The organism is Streptomyces pactum (assembly GCF_002005225.1).
GTDB lineage: Bacteria > Actinomycetota > Actinomycetes > Streptomycetales > Streptomycetaceae > Streptomyces > Streptomyces pactum_A.
Map to the genome: position 1 here is coordinate 6,661,945 of NZ_CP019724.1, position 18,837 is coordinate 6,680,781.

Here is an 18,837-nt window from a genome sequence, read left to right on the forward strand (position 1 = left end):
AGGCGTGCCGCCTCAGGGCACGTGCCGGCGGGCGCGCAGGGCCAGGCTCAACGCCAGGACGGTCTGCGGGTCGTCGAGGTCGGTGCCCAGCAACTCCCCGATCCGCGCCAGGCGGTTGTAGAGCGTCTGCCGGTTGAGGTGGAGCTCCCGCGCCGTCTCCGCCTTGCGGCCCGCGTGCGCCAAGTACGTCTGGAGGGTGGGCAGCAGAGGCGGCTTGGAGCGGTTGTCGTGGTCGCGCAGGGGACCGATCGCCCGGTCCACGAAGGCCGCGAGGTCCGGATGCTCGCGCAGCCGCCACAGCAGCAGGTCGATGTCGAGGCGCCGGGCGTCGTACCAGGGCCGGCCGGTGAGACCCTGGGCCGCGGTCGCCGTCTGAGCCGCGTGCCTGAGGCCCGCCGACGCCGCCGCCCAGCCGCCGGCCACTCCGGCGACCACGACGGGCGGCTGCGCCCCCGGCGGCTGCATCCCGGCCCGCTCCACGCCCGCCCGCAGCGCCGCCGCGACCCGGTCGGTGACCGCAGCTCGCTCCGACTCCGAGCGCAGGCCCAGCAGCAGCGGAACCCGGCCCTCCACCGGCCGTACGCCCAGCAGGACCGGCACCCCGACCGAGGCCAGCTCCTCGGCGACCGCGCGCGCCAGCACCGCCCAGCCGCCGCCGGCCGGGGACAGGCTCTCGCCGAGCCGCATCACCACGGGGAGCAGCGGTCCGGTGCCCGGTTTGAAGCCCAGGACGCGGGCCTGTGCCGGGGCGTCCTCCGCGGTGATCCGGCCCTCGGCGAGGTCGGTGAGGAAGTCACCGCGCCCGCGCGCCGCGAGTTCCTCCTCCTGCCGCGCCTGCATCAGCACCACGGCGAGGATGCCCGCCGCCCGCTCCGCCGCCATCCGGTGCACCGGCGCCAGCGGGGACCGTACGGGCAGCAGGACGAGCCGTGCGCGCACCGACCCGGTGCCGGGGCCGCCGCCGGGCACGTCCACCAGGACCGAGCCCGCCGGGGGAGGGGCGTCCTTGTGCGGGCCGCGCAGTCCCTCCCAGACCTGGAGCGGGTCGGCGCCCTCGGGGCCGGATCCGGCGGCGTACAGCAGGCGGCCGTCGGTGGTCTCCAGGAAGACCGGGTTGTCACCGAAGTCGGCCAGGATGCCGAGCACCTGGGGTACTCCGCCGCCGCCGAGGAGAGCCTCCGTGCAGCGGCGGTGCACCTCCTCGGCCCGCTGGAGCAGCGCGTAGTGGCCGTTGACGATCTCGGTGTGGACCTCCTCGGTGACCGTCACGAACGGCACCTCTCGGTGGAGCTGGACGAGCGGGAGGCCGGCCGCGCGGGCGGTGTCCACCAGGGCGGCCGGCAGGCGGGCGAAGCGCGGGCCGAGTTCGACGACCAGGGCCGCGATACCGCGTTCGGCGAGGGTGCGGACGAAGGCGCGCTGCTCGGCGGGGCGGGTGCCGAGGCCGTAACCCGTGGTCAGGAGGAGTTCGCCGCCCTTGAGGAGGGAGGCGATGTTGGGTACCTCGCCGGCGTGGACCCAGCGCACGGTGCGGTGCAGGCGGTCGGCGCCGGCGAGGATCTCCGGGAGGCCGCTGCGGAGGCCGGGGAGTTCCAGGGCGCGCTGCACGGTGATCCCCGAGGGTGGGGGTGCGCTGGGGGTGTTCATGAGCGGACGGTACCCGGGGGCGCGGGGCGGGCACATCTCCGGGATCTGCCGGTACCGGTGCCGCGAGTGCGAGTGCGAGTGCGAGTGCGAGTGCGAGTGCGGGCGCGACTGCCGGTGTCGGGCGGGCCGGGCGCGCGGGGGGCACGACTGCCCGCAGCCGGGGCGGCTGCGGGCGGCCGGGCCGGTCAGCCTCCGTACGCCCCGCTCGCCGTGAGCCGCAGGGCCGTGTCGATCAGCGGCACATGGCTGAAGGCCTGGGGGAAGTTGCCGACCTGGCGCTGGAGCCGGGGGTCCCATTCCTCGGCCAGCAGGCCCAGGTCGTTGCGCAGGGCGAGGAGCTTCTCGAAGAGCTTGCGGGCCTCGTCCACGCGGCCGATCATCGCCAGGTCGTCGGCCATCCAGAACGAGCAGGCCAGGAAGGCCCCCTCGTCGCCGGGCAGGCCGTCGACGCCCTCGTCGCCGCCCTCCGTCGGATAGCGCAGGATGAAGCCGTCCGACGTGGACAGCTCACGCTGGATGGCCTCGATGGTGCCGATGACCCGCTTGTCGTCCGGCGGCAGGAAGCCCATCTGCGGGATCAGCAGCAGCGAGGCGTCCAGCTCCTGGGAGCCGTAGGACTGCGTGAAGGTGTTGCGTTCCTTGTCGTAGCCCTTCTCGCACACGTCGCGGTGGATGTCGTCGCGCAACTGCTTCCAGCGCTCCAGCGGGCCGTCGGCGTCACCGGACTCGATCAGCTTGATGGTGCGGTCGACGGCGACCCAGGCCATCACCTTGGAGTGCACGAAGTGGCGGCGCGGGCCGCGCACCTCCCAGATGCCCTCGTCCGGCTCCTGCCAGTGGTCCTCCAGGTAGCGGATCAGCTTGAGCTGGAGCACCGAGGCGTAGTCGTTGCGGGCCAGGCCCGTCATGTGGCCCAGGTGCAGGGCCTCGGTGACCTCGCCGTAGACGTCGAGCTGGAGCTGGTGGGCCGCGCCGTTGCCGACCCGGACCGGCCCGGAGCCCTCGTAGCCGGGCAGCCAGTCCAGCTCCGCCTCGCCGAGCTCGCGCTCACCGGCGATGCCGTACATGATCTGCAGGTTCTCCGGGTCGCCGGCGACCGCGCGCAGCAGCCACTCGCGCCAGGCGCGGGCCTCCTCGCGGTATCCGGTGCGCAGCAGCGAGGAGAGGGTGATCGCGGCGTCGCGCAGCCAGGTGTAGCGGTAGTCCCAGTTGCGGACGCCGCCGATGTCCTCCGGCAGGGAGGTGGTGGGCGCGGCGACGATGCCGCCGGTGGGGGCGTATGTCAGGGCCTTCAGCGTGATCAGGGAACGGACCACGGCCTCCCGGTAGGGGCCGTGGTACGTGCAGTGGTCGACCCAGTCGCGCCAGAAGTCCTCCGTCGCCTCCAGCGACTGCTCCGGCTCCGGCAGCGGCGGCGGCTCCTTGTGCGAGGGCTCCCACGAGATGGTGAACGCGATCCGGTCACCCGGCGCGACCGTGAAGTCCGCGTACGTGGTGAGCGCCTTGCCGTAGCTCTCGACCTCTGTGTCGAACCACACGGAGTCGGGGCCCGCGACGGCCACCGTGCGGCCCTCGTGCTTGTGCACCCAGGGGACCACACGGCCGTAGCTGAACCGCATCCGCAACTCCGAGCGCATCGGCACCCGGCCGGAGACGCCCTCCACGATCCGGATGAGCTGCGGCGCGCCGTCGCGCGGCGGCATGAAATCGGTCACCCGGACCGTGCCGCGCGGGGTGTCCCACTCGGATTCCAGGATCAGCGAGTCGCCGCGATAGGTCCGCCGGTCCGCGGTGGGCGGTTCGGCGCCGGGGGCGTAGGCGGGTCCGAGCCGCCAGAAGCCGTGTTCCCCGGTGCCCAGCAGACCGGCGAAGATGGCATGCGAGTCGAAGCGGGGCAGGCACAGCCAGTCGACTGTGCCGTCCCGGCAGACCAGGGCGGCGGTCTGCATGTCTCCGATGAGTGCGTAATCTTCGATGCGCCCGGCCACGTGCAACTCCAGTCGAACGGCCACGTCACCCCGCGTGGGGGCGGTCGCTAGTGCGGTCAAGGGGGTGTGTCATGTGTCGTTGAGCCATGAAGCAAAGCAGCCGTCCGGCGGTGAAGCCAAACGCTGTGCCGCAAACGACAATTGTTGCTCAACGAACTGACGAGCTCTCGTTGTTCCGGTGCTGACGGGCGAGGGGTGGTGCCATGTCGCCGGGCGGGCTCGGCAGCGAACGTCCGAGCAGGATACGACGCACGTAGATGATCTGTGTGCCGCTCCGGGCAACCCGGGTCCGCCGAAAGGGTGACCACCGGGTGAGGAAACGGTGAGCCGCGCGCCTGCGTGTCCGGGCGTGCGCGGAGGGTGGCCGGAAGCCATCGCCCCGAGGCGCTGATACGCTGGTAGCCCGTGGACCGGTGGGAGAAAAACCCCGGAACCGCAGCGACGGCGCCGCCGACGACAACCCGGTACGACCGGGTCGGACGACGAACGCACCGCACCCCAGACCGCGACCACGGGAGCCCCCCTTTGGCCATGCCGCCCAAATCCTCGACGACCAAGCACATCTTCGTCACCGGGGGTGTCGCCTCCTCGCTCGGCAAGGGGCTGACCGCCTCCAGCCTCGGCATGCTGCTCAAAGCACGCGGTCTGCGCGTCGTGATGCAGAAGCTCGACCCGTACCTCAATGTCGACCCTGGCACGATGAACCCCTTCCAGCACGGTGAGGTGTTCGTCACCAACGACGGCGCCGAGACCGACCTGGACATCGGCCACTACGAGCGCTTCCTCGACCGCGACCTCGACGGCTCCGCCAACGTCACCACCGGTCAGGTGTACTCCACGGTGATCGCCAAGGAGCGGCGCGGCGAGTACCTGGGCGACACGGTGCAGGTCATCCCGCACATCACCAACGAGATCAAGCACCGCATCCGCCGCATGGCGACGGACGAGGTGGACGTCGTGATCACCGAGGTCGGCGGCACGGTCGGCGACATCGAGTCGCTGCCGTTCCTGGAGACCGTCCGCCAGGTGAGGCACGAGGTCGGCCGCGACAACGTCTTCGTCGTCCACATCTCGCTCCTGCCGTACATCGGCCCCTCCGGCGAGCTGAAGACGAAGCCGACCCAGCACTCGGTCGCCGCGCTGCGCAACATCGGTATCCAGCCGGACGCGATCGTGCTGCGCTGCGACCGCGAGGTGCCGACCGCGATCAAGCGCAAGATCTCCCTGATGTGCGACGTCGACGAGGCCGCCGTGGTGGCCTGCCCCGACGCCCGCTCGATCTACGACATCCCCAAGGTCATCCACACCGAGGGCCTGGACGCCTACGTGGTCCGCAAGATGGACCTGCCGTTCCGCGACGTGGACTGGACGACCTGGGACGACCTGCTCGACCGCGTCCACAAGCCCGAACACGAGATCACGATGGCGCTGGTCGGCAAGTACATCGACCTGCCCGACGCCTACCTTTCGGTCACCGAGGCGCTGCGCGCGGGCGGCTTCGCCAACAAGGCCCGCGTGAAGATCAAGTGGGTCACGTCCGACGACTGCAAGACGGCGGCCGGCGCCAAGGCGCAGCTCGGTGACGTCGACGCCATCTGCATCCCGGGCGGCTTCGGCGACCGGGGGGTGCTCGGCAAGGTCGGCGCCATCCGCTACGCCCGCGAGAACAAGATCCCGCTCCTGGGCCTCTGCCTGGGCCTGCAGTGCATCGTGGTCGAGGCCGCGCGCAACCTGGCCGGCATCACGGACGCCAACTCCACCGAGTTCGACCCGGCGACCTCCCACCCGGTCATCTCCACCATGGCCGAGCAGTTGGACATCGTGGCCGGTGAGGGCGACATGGGCGGCACCATGCGGCTCGGCATGTACCCGGCCAAGCTGGCCGAGGGCTCCATCGTGCGCGAGGTCCACGACGGCAAGGAGTACGTCGAGGAGCGGCACCGCCACCGCTACGAGGTGAACAACGCCTACCGCGCGGAACTGGAGAAGAAGGCCGGCATCCTCTTCTCGGGCACCTCCCCGGACGGCAAGCTCGTCGAGTACGTCGAGTACCCGCGCGACGTCCACCCCTACCTGGTCGCCACGCAGGCGCACCCGGAGCTGCGCTCGCGTCCGACCCGCCCGCATCCGCTCTTCGCCGGGCTGGTCAAGGCCGCGGTCGAGCGGAAGACGTCGAAGTAGCACACCAGTTGTACGGTGGCCGGGGCGCGCGCATTCAACGGCGCGGGCCCCGGCTTTCGCGTACGTCTGGAAGGACAGGTCAGGCATGACGGGCAGCAAGATCAAGGACATCCCCGAGGAGTGGGAGGTCCGGGGCACCCAGACCCCCTTCCGGGGCAACAAGACCTCCGTCCGCACGGACGACGTGGTCATGCCCGACGGCTCCGTGGCGACCCGCGACTACCAGGTCCACCCCGGCTCCGTGGCCGTCCTCGCCCTGGACGGCGAGGGGCGGGTCCTGGTCATCCGCCAGTACCGGCACCCCGTGCGCGAGAAGCTGTGGGAGATTCCGGCCGGCCTCCTCGACGTCCCCGGTGAGAACCCGCTGCACGCCGCGCAACGCGAGCTGTACGAGGAGGCGCACGTCAAGGCCGAGGACTGGCGGGTGCTGACCGACGTCTACACCACCCCGGGCGGCTGCGACGAGGCCGTACGGATCTTCCTCGCCCGGGACCTGTCCGAGGCCGAGGGCGAGCGCTTCGAGGTCGAGGACGAAGAGGCCGACATGGAGCTGGCCCGGGTGCCCGTGGCGGACCTGGTCCGGGGCGTGCTCGCGGGGGAGCTGCACAACAACTGCCTGGTCGTGGGCGTGCTCTCGCTGGTCGCGGCGGAGCGGGGCGACGGACTCGACACCCTCCGTCCGGCTCAGGCGCCCTGGCCGGCGCGTCCGTTCGAGGCCTGAGCACCGCCCGCGGCCCCGCGGCACCCCGTCCGGGAGCCCTCAGCGACGTGGTGTGACCATCGGTTGATCCGATCGGGGGATGTGCCCGCCGCGCTCCGCCGGGAACGTAGCAGAGCGTGAACTAGGCTCGGGAAACGCCCGAACCGGGGTTCCGGCGGGCGCCGGCGTGCGGTGGGATCGGGAGTGTGGCCCGTGACGGATCAGGCGGTGGACACGGACGGCGTACGGCTGTCGGAGGGCGCTGCTGAGGAGAATCGGTTCCTGGGCCGCACCCGGGAGTTGAAGGAGCTGCGTGCCGACATCGAGCGCGCGGGCCTGGACACCCTTTCCGGCCGCAAGGCCCCCCGCGCGCGCGTGCTGCTCATCGCGGGCCGGCCCGGCTCCGGCCGCACCGCGCTCGCCGAGGAACTGGCCGCGCAGGTCGCGGAGGGTTACCCCGACGGCGTGCTGCGCGCCCGGCTCAGCGAACCGGACGGCACGCGCGTGCCCGTCGGACGGCTCGCCCGGGACCTGCTGGGCGAGCTGGACCGCCCCTCCCCGCCCGGGGCCGACGAGGACGACCTCACCGACGAGCTCCGCACCGCCCTCGCCGACCGCAGGGTTCTGCTCCTGCTCGACGACGCCGCCGACGCGGAGCAGGTCGACGCCCTGCTGCCGGACACCCCGGACTGCCTGGCCGTCGCCGTCGCCGAGGGCCCGCTGACCGGAATCGCCGACGTCCGCCCCTGCGCGCTGGGCGGCCTGGACACCAAGTCGGCCGTGGAACTGCTGTCCCGGCACACCGGCTCGGTCCGCATCACCGTCGACCCCCGGGCCGCCGAGCAACTGGTCGAGGTCTGCCAGGCCCAGCCCGCCGCGCTGACCCTGGCCGGCGGCTGGCTCGCCGCCCGCCCCCAGGCGGCCGTCGCCGACCTCGCCAAGCACGTGCACGCGGAGGGCGACGAAGGTACCGCCCTCAGCCGCGTCTTCCGCCTCGCCTACGCGTCCCTGCCCAGCCCCGCCGCCCGGATGCTGCGGCTGCTCTCCCTCGCCCCGGCCGGCCTGGTCGACCCGCACACCGCCTCCGCGCTCTCCGGCTGCTCGGTGAACGGGGCCCGCACCACCCTGGACGACTTCGTCGCCCTCGGCGTGCTGCGGGCGGTCGACTCGCCGCTGCCCGAGTACGAGGTCCCCGGGTGTCTGCACGCCCAGCTCAGGGCCCTCGCCGAGACCCACGACCGGCCCGCCGAGCTCCAGCTCGCCCGCGCCCGCATGCTGGAGCGGACGGTGCGGCTGCTCCAGTCCTGCCGGGCGGTCACCGAGACCGACAGCCCGCAGGCCCGCGAGAAGCTCCTCGGTATGCCGCGTGCCCTGCGCTTCCCGCATCCGAGGGCCGCCGCCGACTGGCTGCGGATCCGCCGGCCCGCCCTGCTGGCCGCGGCGCGGCTCGCGGTCGCCGACGGGGAGCTGGACACCCTCGCCCGGAGGCTGATGTCCCAGCTCGTGCGGACCATGGTGGCCCACTTCGGCACCCAGGCGGCGGCACCCGACCTGTACGGCATCCACCGCCTCGTCCTCGACGTGGCCGAACGCCGCGCGCTGCCCCGGGAGAAGGCGGCGGCGCTGCTGAACCTGGCCGACCTGGACGCCCGTACCGGCCGTACCGCCGAGGCGCTGGTGCGCTACCGGGCCGCGCTGGACGCCGGACGCGAGGCGAACGACCCGTACGCGACCGGCCGCGCGATGGAATCCGTAGGCGGCGCCCACCTGGAGCTCGGGGACTACGACCGGGCCGCCGACTGGTTCGGCCGGGCCCTCGCCCAGCGGCTCGCCCGGGACGAGCGAGCCGACGCCGCCCGCGTCTACGGCCGGCTCGCCACCGCCCACACCTACGCCGGCCGCTACGGCGAGGCGCTGCGGGGCTGGCGTGCCGCGGTCGCCGGGTACCGCAAGGCGGGCGATGTGGCCGCGCACGCGCGGGCGTTGAGCGAGCTGGCCCGTGTCCAGGAGTACGCCGGACGCCCCGAGGAGTCGCTGCGCACCTGCCAGGAGGCCGTCGACTGGGCCCGCCGGGCCGAGGACGTCCGGCTCCAGGCCGCGCTGCACCTGCGGCTGGCCGACACGCTCGACCGCCTCGGTGATCCCACCGCTGCCGGCCTGCATCGGAGCGCAGCGGATCGCATGCTGAGGGAAGATCCAGCCGAGGCCTGCGAAATCCGCAGCGCATCGTCTGAAGATTGATGCTTTGAAAGGCTGGACAGCGGGAACGCCTTCATTAGACTGGCTCTGCCGCACGTTCTTGCGGTCTCTCCCGTTGTGCCCACGTGTGCGCGGGTACGTGTAGTAATAGCCCAACCCTCTGAGCCAAGGACCGTGATCGACGTGAAGGTCGGTATCCCCCGCGAGGTCAAGAACAACGAGTTCCGGGTGGCCATCACCCCCGCCGGCGTGCACGAGCTGGTGCGCCACGGTCACCAGGTCGTCATCGAGCGTGACGCCGGTGTCGGCTCCTCGATCCCCAACGACGAGTACGTCGCGGCCGGCGCGCGGATACTCGACACCGCAGACGAGGTCTGGGCCACCGCCGACCTGGTGCTGAAGGTCAAGGAGCCCATCGCGGAGGAGTACCACCGACTCCGCAAGGACCAGACGCTCTTCACCTACCTGCACCTGGCCGCTTCCAAGGAGTGCACGGACGCGCTGATCGAGTCCGGCACCACCGCGATCGCCTACGAGACGGTCGAGCTGCCGAACCGCGCGCTGCCGCTGCTGGCCCCGATGTCCGAGGTCGCGGGCCGACTGGCCCCCCAGGTCGGCGCCTACCACCTGATGGCCGCCAACGGCGGCCGCGGCGTGCTGCCCGGCGGTGTCCCCGGCGTGCTGGCCGGCGAGGCCGTCGTCATCGGCGGCGGTGTCTCCGGCTGGAACGCGGCGCAGATCGCCATCGGCATGGGCTTCCACGTGACCCTGCTCGACAAGGACATCAACAAGCTCAAGGAAGCCGACAAGATCTTCGGCACGAAGATCCAGACCGTCGTCTCCAACGCCTTCGAGCTGGAGAAGGCCTGCCTGGACGCCGACCTCGTGATCGGTGCCGTGCTGATCCCGGGCGCCAAGGCCCCGAAGCTGGTCACCAACGAGCTGGTGTCCCGGATGAAGCCGGGAAGTGTCCTTGTCGACATCGCGATCGACCAGGGCGGCTGCTTCGAGGACTCCCACCCGACCACGCACGCCGAGCCGACCTTCCCGGTCCACAACTCGGTCTTCTACTGCGTCGCCAACATGCCCGGCGCGGTGCCGAACACCTCCACGTACGCGCTGACCAACGCGACGCTGCCGTACATCGTGGAGCTGGCGAACCGCGGCTGGGCCGAGGCGCTGCGCCGTGACCCCGCGCTGGCCAAGGGTCTCAACACCCATGACGGCAAGGTCGTCTACAAGGAGGTCGCCGAAGCGCACGGCCTGGAGCACGCCGAGCTCGCCTCGCTGCTCGCCTGACCGCGCACCGGCCGCCGGCTGCTCCCGGCAGCCGGTAAATCGGCTAAGTCATCAACCGGGAAAGGCGATACGTCAACAGTCGCCGTCAACCCCGCACACCCGGCCGGACCTTGCCCGACAAGGTCCGGCCGGGTGTGTGTATGGTCACTTTGCGATTCTCGGTCAACTCGCCTCGAACGTAACGCTTCAACCGATTCGCGCACCGGTGAAACCTGCTGTGCGACGGCCGTACGCCCTTGACAGGGGGATGTTTCATTGCCGACACATCGGGCCGGGTCCGGCGGATTGTGTTGCTGCGGACGGCCGACACGCCATAGAGTCGCCGAACGTCGGCATGGTGCCACGCTGACCTGTCTAGAAGTTTCCTGGTCACCAAGGAGGTAAGACGACTTGTGAATGAGTCGACATTTACTCCCGGGGGTGGTCAACCAGGAACGCCTGCACGGGCCCACGGCCCCGGGCGTCTCGAGGCTGTCGGCTCCGTCGCTGTACGCACCTTCGCAGCCCACCAGAGTCCGCAGGCAACTCAGACAGCACACATGAGTATGGATGGCCAACACGTGAACGCCATGGCCGGCAACGGAAGTGGCGCGTCCCGCAACCACTTCGCCGACTACGACGAACTGCCCGAGGGGCACTTCTACGACCCGGACGCGGAGTACGAGCCGGATCCCGAGTACGCCGCCACGCTCGCGCCCGACGCGGCCCGCCAGCGCCGTGAGCGCATCGGTCCGACCGGACGCCCGCTGCCCTACTTCCCGATCCCGGGCCCGCTGACCGAACACGGACCCGCGAAGATCATCGCGATGTGCAACCAGAAGGGCGGCGTCGGCAAGACCACGTCGACCATCAACCTGGGTGCCGCGCTCGCCGAGTACGGGCGCCGGGTGCTGCTCGTCGACTTCGACCCGCAGGGCGCGCTGTCGGTCGGCCTCGGTGTCAACCCGATGGAGCTCGACCTCACCGTCTACAACCTGCTCATGGAGCGGGGCATGGCGGCCGACGAGGTGCTGCTGAAGACCGCGGTCCCCAACATGGACCTGCTGCCCAGCAACATCGACCTGTCGGCGGCCGAGGTGCAGTTGGTGAGCGAGGTCGCGCGCGAGTCCACGCTGCAGCGGGCGCTGAAGCCGCTGATGGACGACTACGACTACATCGTGATCGACTGCCAGCCCTCGCTCGGCCTGCTCACCGTCAACGCGCTGACGGCCGCGCACAAGGTGATCGTGCCGCTGGAGTGCGAGTTCTTCGCGCTGCGCGGGGTGGCCCTGCTGACCGAGACGATCGAGAAGGTCCAGGAGCGGCTCAACCCCGACCTGGAGCTCGACGGCATCCTCGCCACGATGTACGACTCGCGCACGGTGCACAGCCGTGAGGTGCTCGCGCGTGTCGTCGAGGCGTTCGACGACCACGTCTACCACACGGTCATCGGGCGCACGGTCCGCTTCCCGGAGACCACGGTCGCCGGCGAGCCGATCACCACGTACGCCTCCAACTCCGTCGGTGCCGCCGCCTACCGCCAGCTCGCCAGGGAGGTGCTCGCCCGGTGTCACGCCGAGTGAGTCTGCCGGGGGCCGACGAACTCTTCCGTACGACAGGGGGAATGGCGCTCCAGGCGTCCTCCCCGCGGCGGCCGCCGGGCGGCGAAGCCCGGGTGCCGGCGCCGGCGGGGGAGAGCGATCAGGCCGCCGCCGAGGACGCACCGCAGTCGGTGCCCGCGCAGGGCGGGGACGGCGAGGGCGCGGAGCATGCCGCGGCGGACGCGGAACCGGGCCCGGCGGGCGAGTCGCGCAGCCGGGGCGGGGACCGCTCCGCGCGGGTCCCCGGGCCGGGCACGGGCGCGCAGGAAGGTTCTGCCGCCGCCGGCCAGTCCCGCAAGCGCGGCCGGGCCGCCGCACGCCGTCCCAGCGGCCGTGAGCGCCACGACGAGAAGATCACCGTGTACGTCTCCGCCGAGGAACTCATGGATCTGGAGCACGCCCGCCTGGTGCTCCGGGGCGAGCACGGGCTGGCCGTCGACCGCGGCCGCATCGTCCGCGAGGCGGTCGCCGTCGTCCTGGCCGACCTCGAGACCCGCGGGGACGCCAGCATCCTCGTACGACGGCTGCGCGGGCGGTAGCGGTAGCCTGCGGGGGCCATGACCTCGAACGACGCCCCCCGTCCCGGCGCCCGCGCCGGCCGTCGGCGTGCGCTGGGGCGAGGACCGGGAGAGCCGCCGGTGGCTCCGCCGGTCCCGCCGCTCCCCGGGACGCACGAGGCGCCCGGGACGGTGCCGCCCGGCATCGAGCCGCCCGAACCCGCGGTCGCGCGGGCGGCGCCGTCCGAGGAGCCGGTGGAGACCACGAGCTCGGAAGCCTCGCCGCGGAGTGACACGGCCGCTGCGGAGACCACCCGCTCGGCCACCGCGCCGGAGGCGGAGCGCGCCCGCACGGAGACCGGGGCACGGCACGAGCCGAAAGCCGCGACGCCCCCGCGGCCGGGGACCACTCCGCAGCCGTCCGCCGTGGTGCCGGGGACCACTCCGCAGCCGTCCGCCGTGGTGCCGGGGACCACTCCGCAGCCGTCCGCCGTGGTGCCGGGGACCACTCCGCAGCCGTCCGCCGTGGTGCCGGGGACCACTCCGCAGCCGTCCGCCGTGGTGCCGGGGACCACTCCGCAGCCGTCCGCCGTGGTGCCGGGGACCACTCCGCAGCCGTCCGCCGTGGTGCCGGACGCCACACCGCAGCCGTCCGCCGCGGTATCCGAGGCCGCTGATGCGGCGCCCGGGCTGGCGCCGGGGGCCGGGCCGCGGTCGTCCCTTGTTGTGCCGGAGGCCGCACTGCCCCTTGTCGCGTCGGAGGCCGCCGAGGCAGTCCCCGCCGCAGTGCCGGGAGCCGGGCGGCAGCCGTCCACTGCGGCGTCGGAGGCCGCATCACCGCCGTCCGCTGCGGCGTCGGAGGCCGCTCACGCGACGTCCGCAGGGGCGCCGGGGGCCGGGCGGCAGCCGTCCGCCACGGCGTCGGAGGCCGCCGAGGCGGTGCCCGCGGTGGCGGCGGGAGGTGGGTCGCCAAGGTCCTCCGAGGCATCGCAGGGCGGGGCGGTGGGGTCCGCCCTCCCGGTGGGAACACCGCAGGCGTCCGTCGGGGTGGCGAAGCCCGTCGTCGCCCCGGGAACCGGGCCGCAGGCGTCCGCCGCCGCTCCGCAGGCCTCCCGGGCGGCGCACGGTCCCGCAGGCGGCCAGAGCCTGACGCGGGGTCCCGCGGAGTCCGGCGGGGCGGCGGGGGCCGGTGCCGCGTCCGTGACGCGTGTGGCTCCGCCGCGAGGCGGGGCGGAGTACCCGGCGGAAGCCGGAGAGGCGCCCCGCGTCCTGCCCGACGGCGCGCCCGAAGACAGCGGCGGCGGTGTCTTCAAGGTGCGGCTCGCCAACTTCGAGGGTCCTTTCGACCTGCTCCTCCAGTTGATCTCCAAGCACAAGATGGACGTCACCGAGGTCGCGCTGTCCAAGGTGACCGACGAGTTCATGGCGCACATCCGGGCGATGGGGCCGGACTGGGACCTCGACGAGACGACCGAGTTCCTGGTGGTCGCGGCCACGCTGCTCGACCTGAAGGCGGCCCGGCTGCTGCCCGCCGCCGAGGTCGAGGACGAGGCCGACCTCGCACTGCTGGAGGCCCGCGACCTGCTCTTCGCGCGGCTGCTGCAGTACCGCGCGTTCAAGCAGATCGCGGAGATCTTCAACGACCGGCTCGAGGCCGAGGCCCGCCGTCACCCCCGTACCGTCGGCCTGGAACCCCACCACGCCGAACTGCTGCCCGAGGTCGTCATCAGCATCGGGCCGGAGGGCTTCGCCAAGCTGGCCGTGAAGGCGATGCAGCCCAAGCCCCAGCCGCAGGTGTACGTCGAGCACATCCACGCGCCCCTGGTCAGCGTGCAGGAGCAGGCCGGGGTCGTCGTCGCCCGGCTGAAGGAGCTGGGCGAGGCCAGCTTCCGGGTACTGGTCGAGGACACCGAGGACACCCTGACCGTCGTGGCCCGCTTCCTCGCCCTGCTGGAGCTGTACCGGGAGAAGGCCGTCGAGCTGGACCAGGAAACCGCGCTCGGCGACCTGCTGGTGCGCTGGACGGGCGGGGACGGCGACACCGAGCCGGTGGTGACCGACGAGTTCGACCGGCCGCCCGAGAAGACCGAGGAGGAGCGGAAGGCGTGAGTGAGGAGACCACGGAGGCCGTGGGCGGGCCGGAGGCCGTCGCCGGCCTCGAACTCAGGCCCGCCCTCGAAGCCGTCCTCATGGTCGTCGACGAGCCCGCGACCGAGGAGCACCTCGCCCGGATACTCCAGCGGCCGCGCCGGCAGATCGCGGACGCGTTGCGCGAGCTTGCCGACGACTACACCGTCCAGGGCCGGGGCTTCGAGCTGCGCCTGATCGCGGGCGGCTGGCGCTTCTACAGCCGCCCCCAGTACGCCGCCGCCGTCGAGCGCTTCGTTCTGGACGGCCAGCACGCCCGGCTCACCCAGGCCGCGCTGGAGACCCTCGCCGTGGTCGCCTACCGCCAGCCGGTCAGCCGCGGCCGTGTCTCCGCGGTGCGCGGCGTGAACTGCGACGGCGTGATGCGCACCCTCCTGCAACGGGGGCTGGTGGAGGAGGCGGGCACGGAACCCGAAACAGGTGCGATCCTGTACGTGACGACGAACTACTTCCTGGAGCGGATGGGCCTGCGCGGCCTGGACGAGCTCCCGGAGCTCGCGCCCTTCCTCCCGGAGGCGGCGGCGATCGAGGCCGAGACACTGGAAGGGGTCCCGTCGTTCGATCCGGACGCCCCGGATTCCGAGGACGCAGACGACAAGACGGAACTTTGATGCGAAGCAGCAGCGGCAGGAACAGCAGCGGAAACAACGGCGGGAGCCGTGGTGGCAACAGCGGCGGCCGCGGCGGGAGCAGCGGTGGCCGCGGTAACCCCCGCGGCACCGGTAGCAACCGCGAAGACAAGCAGGGCGGCCGTCCGAAGAGGCCGCGCCCGGAGGAGCGGCGCTACGACGTGGGCCCCGGCGCCACGAACGAGGGCCCGAAGTCGGGCCGCGGCCCCTCGGCGCGCGGCGGTGCCAAGGGCGGGCCGAAGAAGCCCCTGCAGCGGGGGCGCTCGGTCCCGGCCACGTCGCGCGAGTACGAGACGCGGGCCGAGGAGCGCAACCGGGAGCGGTACGCGGGCAAGAAGGACGTCAGGCCGCCCAAGACCTTCCCGGGTGCCGAGCAGGAGGGCGAGCGGCTGCAGAAGGTCCTCGCGCGCGCGGGCTACGGCTCCCGGCGCTCCTGCGAGGAACTGATCGAGCAGGCTCGGGTGGAGGTCAACGGCGAGATCGTCCTCGAGCAGGGCAAGCGGGTCGACCCGGAGAAGGACGAGGTCAAGGTCGACGGCCTGACCGTCGCGACGCAGTCGTTCCAGTTCTTCTCGCTCAACAAGCCCGCCGGCGTCGTCTCCACCATGGAGGACCCGGAGGGCCGGCAGTGCCTCGGTGACTACGTCACCAACCGCGAGACCCGGCTGTTCCACGTCGGCCGGCTCGACACCGAGACCGAGGGCGTGATCCTGCTCACCAACCACGGTGAACTGGCCCACCGCCTGACCCACCCCCGGTACGGCGTGAAGAAGACCTACCTCGCGCACATCGTGGGCCCGATCCCGCGCGACCTCGGCAAGCGTCTCAAGGACGGCATCCAGCTCGAGGACGGGTACGCGCGCGCGGACCACTTCCGGGTGGTGGAGCAGACCGGCAAGAACTACCTGGTCGAGGTCACCCTCCACGAGGGTCGCAAGCACATCGTCCGCCGGATGCTGGCGGAGGCCGGCTTCCCCGTCGACAAGCTGGTGCGCACCGCCTTCGGCCCGATCACCCTGGGCGACCAGAAGTCGGGCTGGCTGCGCCGGCTGTCCAACACGGAGGTCGGGATGCTGATGCAGGAGGTCGACCTCTAGGCGCCGCGAGGGTTGTGACGGGCCGGCCACCCCCTTTATAGTCGCAGTGACTATTAAAGGGGGTGGCCGCCTGTGCACGGCTACGACAAGCACGCCTTCGAACCCTTCGCCGTCACCGTCGACCTCGCCGTCCTCACGCTCCGCGCGGGCGCGCTGCACGTGCTGCTCGTCGAGCGGGGGCAGGAGCCGTACGCCGGCCGCTGGGCACTGCCCGGCGGCTTCCTGCTGCCGGACGAGTCGGCGGAGGAGGCGGCCCGCCGGGAGCTGGCCGAGGAGACCGGCCTGGCCGGCGTGAGCGCGCCGCACCTGGAGCAGTTGCGCACCTACAGCGAGCCCGGCCGAGACCCCCGGATGCGGGTCGTGTCGGTCGCGTTCGCCGCCCTGCTGCCCGACCCCGCGGAACCGCACGCGGGCACCGACGCGGCCGAGGCCCGCTGGACGCCGTACGACGCGGCCCGCGACCTCGCCTTCGACCACGACCGGATCCTGGCGGACGCCCGGGAACGCGTCGGCGCCAAGCTGGAGTACACCTGCCTGGCCACCGCCTTCTGCCCGGCCGAGTTCACACTCGGCGAGCTGCAGCAGGTCTACGAGACCGTGTGGGGCGCCGTCCTCGACCGGCCGAACTTCCGCCGCAAGGTCCTCGCCACCCCGGGGTTCGTCGAACCCGTCCCGGGCGCCGCCCGCCTCACCGGCGGCCGTGGCAAACCGGCCGCTCTGTACCGCGCGGGCCCGGCCACCATCCTGCACCCGCCCCTGCTCCGCACCCCTCGGGAAGGGCGCCCCGCATGACCACGGCCACCGTCACCAAACGCGCCGCCACCGGGGCGCTCACCGGACTCGCCCTCGGCGACGCGCTCGGCTTCCCGACCGAGTTCGACGACGTCCCGTCGATCCTCGCCAAGTGCGGCCCGTGGCGGGAGATGGAACTGCCCCGGCCCGCGATCGTCACCGACGACACCCAGATGACGCTGGCGCTCGGGAAAGGGCTGCGGACGGCCATGGACCGTGGGCTGCTCGGCCCCGAGCGCATGGAACGGCCGGTGCGCGAGGAGTTCGTCGACTGGTACCGGTCGCCGGAGAACAACCGGGCGCCGGGCAATACCTGCCTCGAGGCATGCCACCTTCTCAAGACCCCGGACCGCCGTTGGCAGGACGCCAGCCAAGTCCACTCCAAGGGCTGCGGCGCCAACATGCGCGTCGCGCCCATAGGACTCGTCCCCGGCCTCAGTGACGAACAGCGCGCGGGCGCCGCCCAGTTGCAGTCCGCGCTCACCCACGGGCACCCCACCGCGCTCGCCGCCTCCGATCTCACCGCGCACGCCGTGCGGCTCCTCGCGGAGGGAGCCGAGCCGACCGGACTGGTCGGACTGTTGCGGTCGTACGCCTACGACAACCGCACCCGCTACCACCAGCGCTGGCTCGGTGACCTGTGGAGCCGCGCCCAGGACCCCACGCCCGAGCACTTCATCGCGCGCGGCTGGGACGAGTGCCTGGCGGTACTCGAGCGGCTCCAGCAGGCGGTGCGCACCGTCTCGCCGGAGACCGACCCCTGCCTCGCGGTCGGCGAGGGCTGGATCGCCGAGGAGGCGATGGCGGCCGGGCTGCTCTGCTTCCTGCTCTTCGTCGACGAGCCGCTGACCGCCCTGCGCCGCGGTGCCTGCACCTCGGGCGACTCCGACTCCATCGCCTGCCTCGCGGGCGCCTTCGCGGGCGCGTACCTGGGCGCCGACGCCTGGCCGGCCGGGTGGGCCGACCGCATCGAGTACCGGGATGACCTGCTCGCCCTCGGAGCGCTCTGGGACGCTTGAGCGCGTGATCGACGCGCTGGACATCGACCTGGCCCCGGTGGTGGCCGAGCAGCCCTACCCCGTGCTGTTCGCCACCGTCTCCGGCGCCCACCTCTACGGCTTCCCCTCCCGCGACTCGGACGTCGACCTGCGCGGCGTGCACCTGCTGCCCGCCGCCGACCCGGTCGGGCTGCGCGAGCCGGAGGAGACGAGGTCGCGGATGTGGGACCGGGACGGCGTCGAGATGGACCTGGTCACGCACGACCTGCGCAACGGCGGGAGAGGAACGCGCCGCGCAGGGCGAGCAGCTCGCGGCCCGTGTTCGTCGGCGTGCTCGACGAGCGGGGAGTGCAGGCACTCCAGGATGTTCGGCTTCGCGCGCAGGGCCAGCTCGCAGAAGCGCTCCAGCTCCCACCCGAACTGCTCCTCGGCAGGGCCCTCGACCGAAGGCACGCGAACCCATGACACAGGCGTAGATCGTGTGGTCACGCACCAGGATCTCCGGCAGCGCCGGGGCCTGGGGGGCCGCCGGGGCCAGCGGGGTAGCCGGGGCCTGCGCGGCCGCAGGGGTGTCGGGGTGCATGCCGGGAGCGTGCGCGGACGCCTCACGCCAGGCGGACCGAGTTTCCCCGCACCGCGATCCGCTCCTCGGGCAGCGGCCTCGTGGCCGGACCCCGCTCCACCGCGCCATCCGTGATGCTGAACCTGCTGCCGTGGCAGGCGCAGTCGACGGTGCCGTCCCGCACGTCCGACACGAGGCAGTTCTGGTGCGTGCAGACCGCCGAGAACGCCTTGAACTCGCCCTGCTCCGGCTGGGTCACCACGATCTTCTCGTCGGGGAAGATCCTGCCGCCGCCGACCGGGATGTCGCTCGTCGGCGCCAGCTCCCGACCGGGCGAGGCGGCCGAGGCGTCGCCTTCGCCGCCTTCGCCGCCGCAGCCCGCGACGAGCGCCGCCGCGCCCGTGGAGAGGAGAACCGTACGGCGTGTCGGGCTGTGGGGCATGTCGTCACTCCGGGGGTGCGGGGAAGAGAGGTTTCCGGCCGGGGTCAGCGTCTCAGGGGACGGGCGCCCCGGGCCGGT

Annotated in this window: 14 protein-coding genes and 2 pseudogenes; 12 read left to right on the forward strand and 4 right to left on the reverse strand. The window is 72.5% G+C overall.

Annotated elements, in window-relative coordinates:
• Window positions 1-12: 12 nt before the first annotated feature.
• Together B1H29_RS28605 and B1H29_RS28610 are read right to left on the reverse strand one after the other, a co-directional pair.
• Window positions 13-1,647, reverse strand: a complete 1,635-nt coding sequence (locus tag B1H29_RS28605; protein ID WP_055416191.1) for a PucR family transcriptional regulator — start codon at window positions 1,645-1,647, stop codon at window positions 13-15.
• Window positions 1,648-1,832: 185 nt separating this feature from the next.
• Entirely contained in the window at window positions 1,833-3,635 is a 1,803-nt protein-coding gene (locus B1H29_RS28610) for a glycoside hydrolase family 15 protein (protein ID WP_055416190.1), read from the reverse strand.
• 531 nt (window positions 3,636-4,166) lie between these two features.
• On the opposite strand from B1H29_RS28610, the gene B1H29_RS28620 reads away from it, so the two are divergent.
• The 12 genes and pseudogenes from B1H29_RS28620 to B1H29_RS28675 all read left to right on the forward strand — a co-directional run.
• Window positions 4,167-5,816, forward strand: coding sequence for a CTP synthase (locus B1H29_RS28620; RefSeq protein ID WP_055416189.1), 1,650 nt, complete (start codon window positions 4,167-4,169; stop codon window positions 5,814-5,816).
• 85 nt (window positions 5,817-5,901) lie between these two features.
• Complete coding sequence (locus B1H29_RS28625; RefSeq protein ID WP_055416188.1) at window positions 5,902-6,537, forward strand: NUDIX domain-containing protein; 636 nt, start codon at window positions 5,902-5,904, stop codon at window positions 6,535-6,537.
• A 192-nt stretch (window positions 6,538-6,729) separates the two neighbouring features.
• Window positions 6,730-8,757, forward strand: coding sequence for a tetratricopeptide repeat protein (locus tag B1H29_RS28630; RefSeq protein ID WP_055416187.1), 2,028 nt, complete (start codon window positions 6,730-6,732; stop codon window positions 8,755-8,757).
• A gap of 132 nt (window positions 8,758-8,889) precedes the next feature.
• Window positions 8,890-10,014, forward strand: coding sequence for an alanine dehydrogenase (gene ald, locus B1H29_RS28635; protein WP_055416186.1), 1,125 nt, complete (start codon window positions 8,890-8,892; stop codon window positions 10,012-10,014).
• A 539-nt stretch (window positions 10,015-10,553) separates the two neighbouring features.
• Window positions 10,554-11,576 (forward strand): ParA family protein, encoded by a 1,023-nt coding sequence (locus B1H29_RS28640; protein ID WP_079160517.1) that lies wholly within the window; start codon window positions 10,554-10,556, stop codon window positions 11,574-11,576.
• Window positions 11,577-11,617: 41 nt separating this feature from the next.
• Window positions 11,618-12,133 carry a hypothetical protein gene (locus tag B1H29_RS28645; RefSeq protein WP_055416184.1) on the forward strand — a complete coding sequence of 172 codons (516 nt, stop codon included), beginning with the start codon at window positions 11,618-11,620 and terminating at the stop codon, window positions 12,131-12,133.
• Window positions 12,134-12,877: 744 nt separating this feature from the next.
• On the forward strand, window positions 12,878-14,200 hold the full coding sequence (locus tag B1H29_RS28650) for a segregation and condensation protein A (RefSeq protein WP_234392983.1): 1,323 nt from the start codon (window positions 12,878-12,880) through the stop codon (window positions 14,198-14,200).
• Window positions 14,197-14,850 (forward strand): SMC-Scp complex subunit ScpB, encoded by a 654-nt coding sequence (gene scpB / locus B1H29_RS28655; protein ID WP_055416183.1) that lies wholly within the window; start codon window positions 14,197-14,199, stop codon window positions 14,848-14,850. The genes B1H29_RS28650 and scpB overlap by 4 nt, the downstream gene beginning before the upstream one ends.
• The gene (locus B1H29_RS28660) at window positions 14,850-15,965 is read left to right on the forward strand and encodes a pseudouridine synthase (protein ID WP_055416182.1); all 1,116 of its coding nucleotides are present in this window, start codon (window positions 14,850-14,852) and stop codon (window positions 15,963-15,965) included. The genes scpB and B1H29_RS28660 overlap by 1 nt, the downstream gene beginning before the upstream one ends.
• Window positions 15,966-16,037: 72 nt before the next feature.
• Window positions 16,038-16,757, forward strand: a complete 720-nt coding sequence (locus B1H29_RS28665; RefSeq protein WP_055416181.1) for an NUDIX hydrolase — start codon at window positions 16,038-16,040, stop codon at window positions 16,755-16,757.
• Window positions 16,754-17,776 carry an ADP-ribosylglycohydrolase family protein gene (locus B1H29_RS28670; protein ID WP_055416180.1) on the forward strand — a complete coding sequence of 341 codons (1,023 nt, stop codon included), beginning with the start codon at window positions 16,754-16,756 and terminating at the stop codon, window positions 17,774-17,776. Before B1H29_RS28665 ends, B1H29_RS28670 begins: the two co-directional genes overlap by 4 nt.
• A gap of 4 nt (window positions 17,777-17,780) precedes the next feature.
• Window positions 17,781-18,026 (forward strand): annotated as a pseudogene (locus B1H29_RS28675) (DNA polymerase beta superfamily protein); the annotation flags it as partial.
• Window position 18,027: 1 nt separating this feature from the next.
• On the opposite strand, the pseudogene B1H29_RS38665 reads toward B1H29_RS28675, so the two are convergent.
• A pseudogene (locus B1H29_RS38665) lies at window positions 18,028-18,218 on the reverse strand (DNA polymerase beta superfamily protein); the annotation flags it as partial.
• Between the two features lie 142 nt (window positions 18,219-18,360).
• The gene (locus B1H29_RS28685) at window positions 18,361-18,759 is read right to left on the reverse strand and encodes a Rieske (2Fe-2S) protein (RefSeq protein ID WP_055416178.1); all 399 of its coding nucleotides are present in this window, start codon (window positions 18,757-18,759) and stop codon (window positions 18,361-18,363) included.
• Window positions 18,760-18,837 lie beyond the last annotated feature (78 nt).

What these genes read in the sequence shown, in the direction of transcription:
- B1H29_RS28605 (WP_055416191.1), bottom strand. Translation starts at nt 1,647, where the DNA reads ATGAACACCCCCAGCGCACCCCCACCCTCGGGGATCACCGTGCAGCGC.
- B1H29_RS28620 (WP_055416189.1), top strand. Translation starts at nt 4,167, where the DNA reads ATGCCGCCCAAATCCTCGACGACCAAGCACATCTTCGTCACCGGGGGT.
- B1H29_RS28625 (WP_055416188.1), top strand. Translation starts at nt 5,902, where the DNA reads ATGACGGGCAGCAAGATCAAGGACATCCCCGAGGAGTGGGAGGTCCGG.
- B1H29_RS28640 (WP_079160517.1), top strand. Translation starts at nt 10,554, where the DNA reads ATGAGTATGGATGGCCAACACGTGAACGCCATGGCCGGCAACGGAAGT.
- B1H29_RS28645 (WP_055416184.1), top strand. Translation starts at nt 11,618, where the DNA reads ATGGCGCTCCAGGCGTCCTCCCCGCGGCGGCCGCCGGGCGGCGAAGCC.
- B1H29_RS28660 (WP_055416182.1), top strand. Translation starts at nt 14,850, where the DNA reads ATGCGAAGCAGCAGCGGCAGGAACAGCAGCGGAAACAACGGCGGGAGC.
- B1H29_RS28670 (WP_055416180.1), top strand. Translation starts at nt 16,754, where the DNA reads ATGACCACGGCCACCGTCACCAAACGCGCCGCCACCGGGGCGCTCACC.
- B1H29_RS28685 (WP_055416178.1), bottom strand. Translation starts at nt 18,759, where the DNA reads ATGCCCCACAGCCCGACACGCCGTACGGTTCTCCTCTCCACGGGCGCG.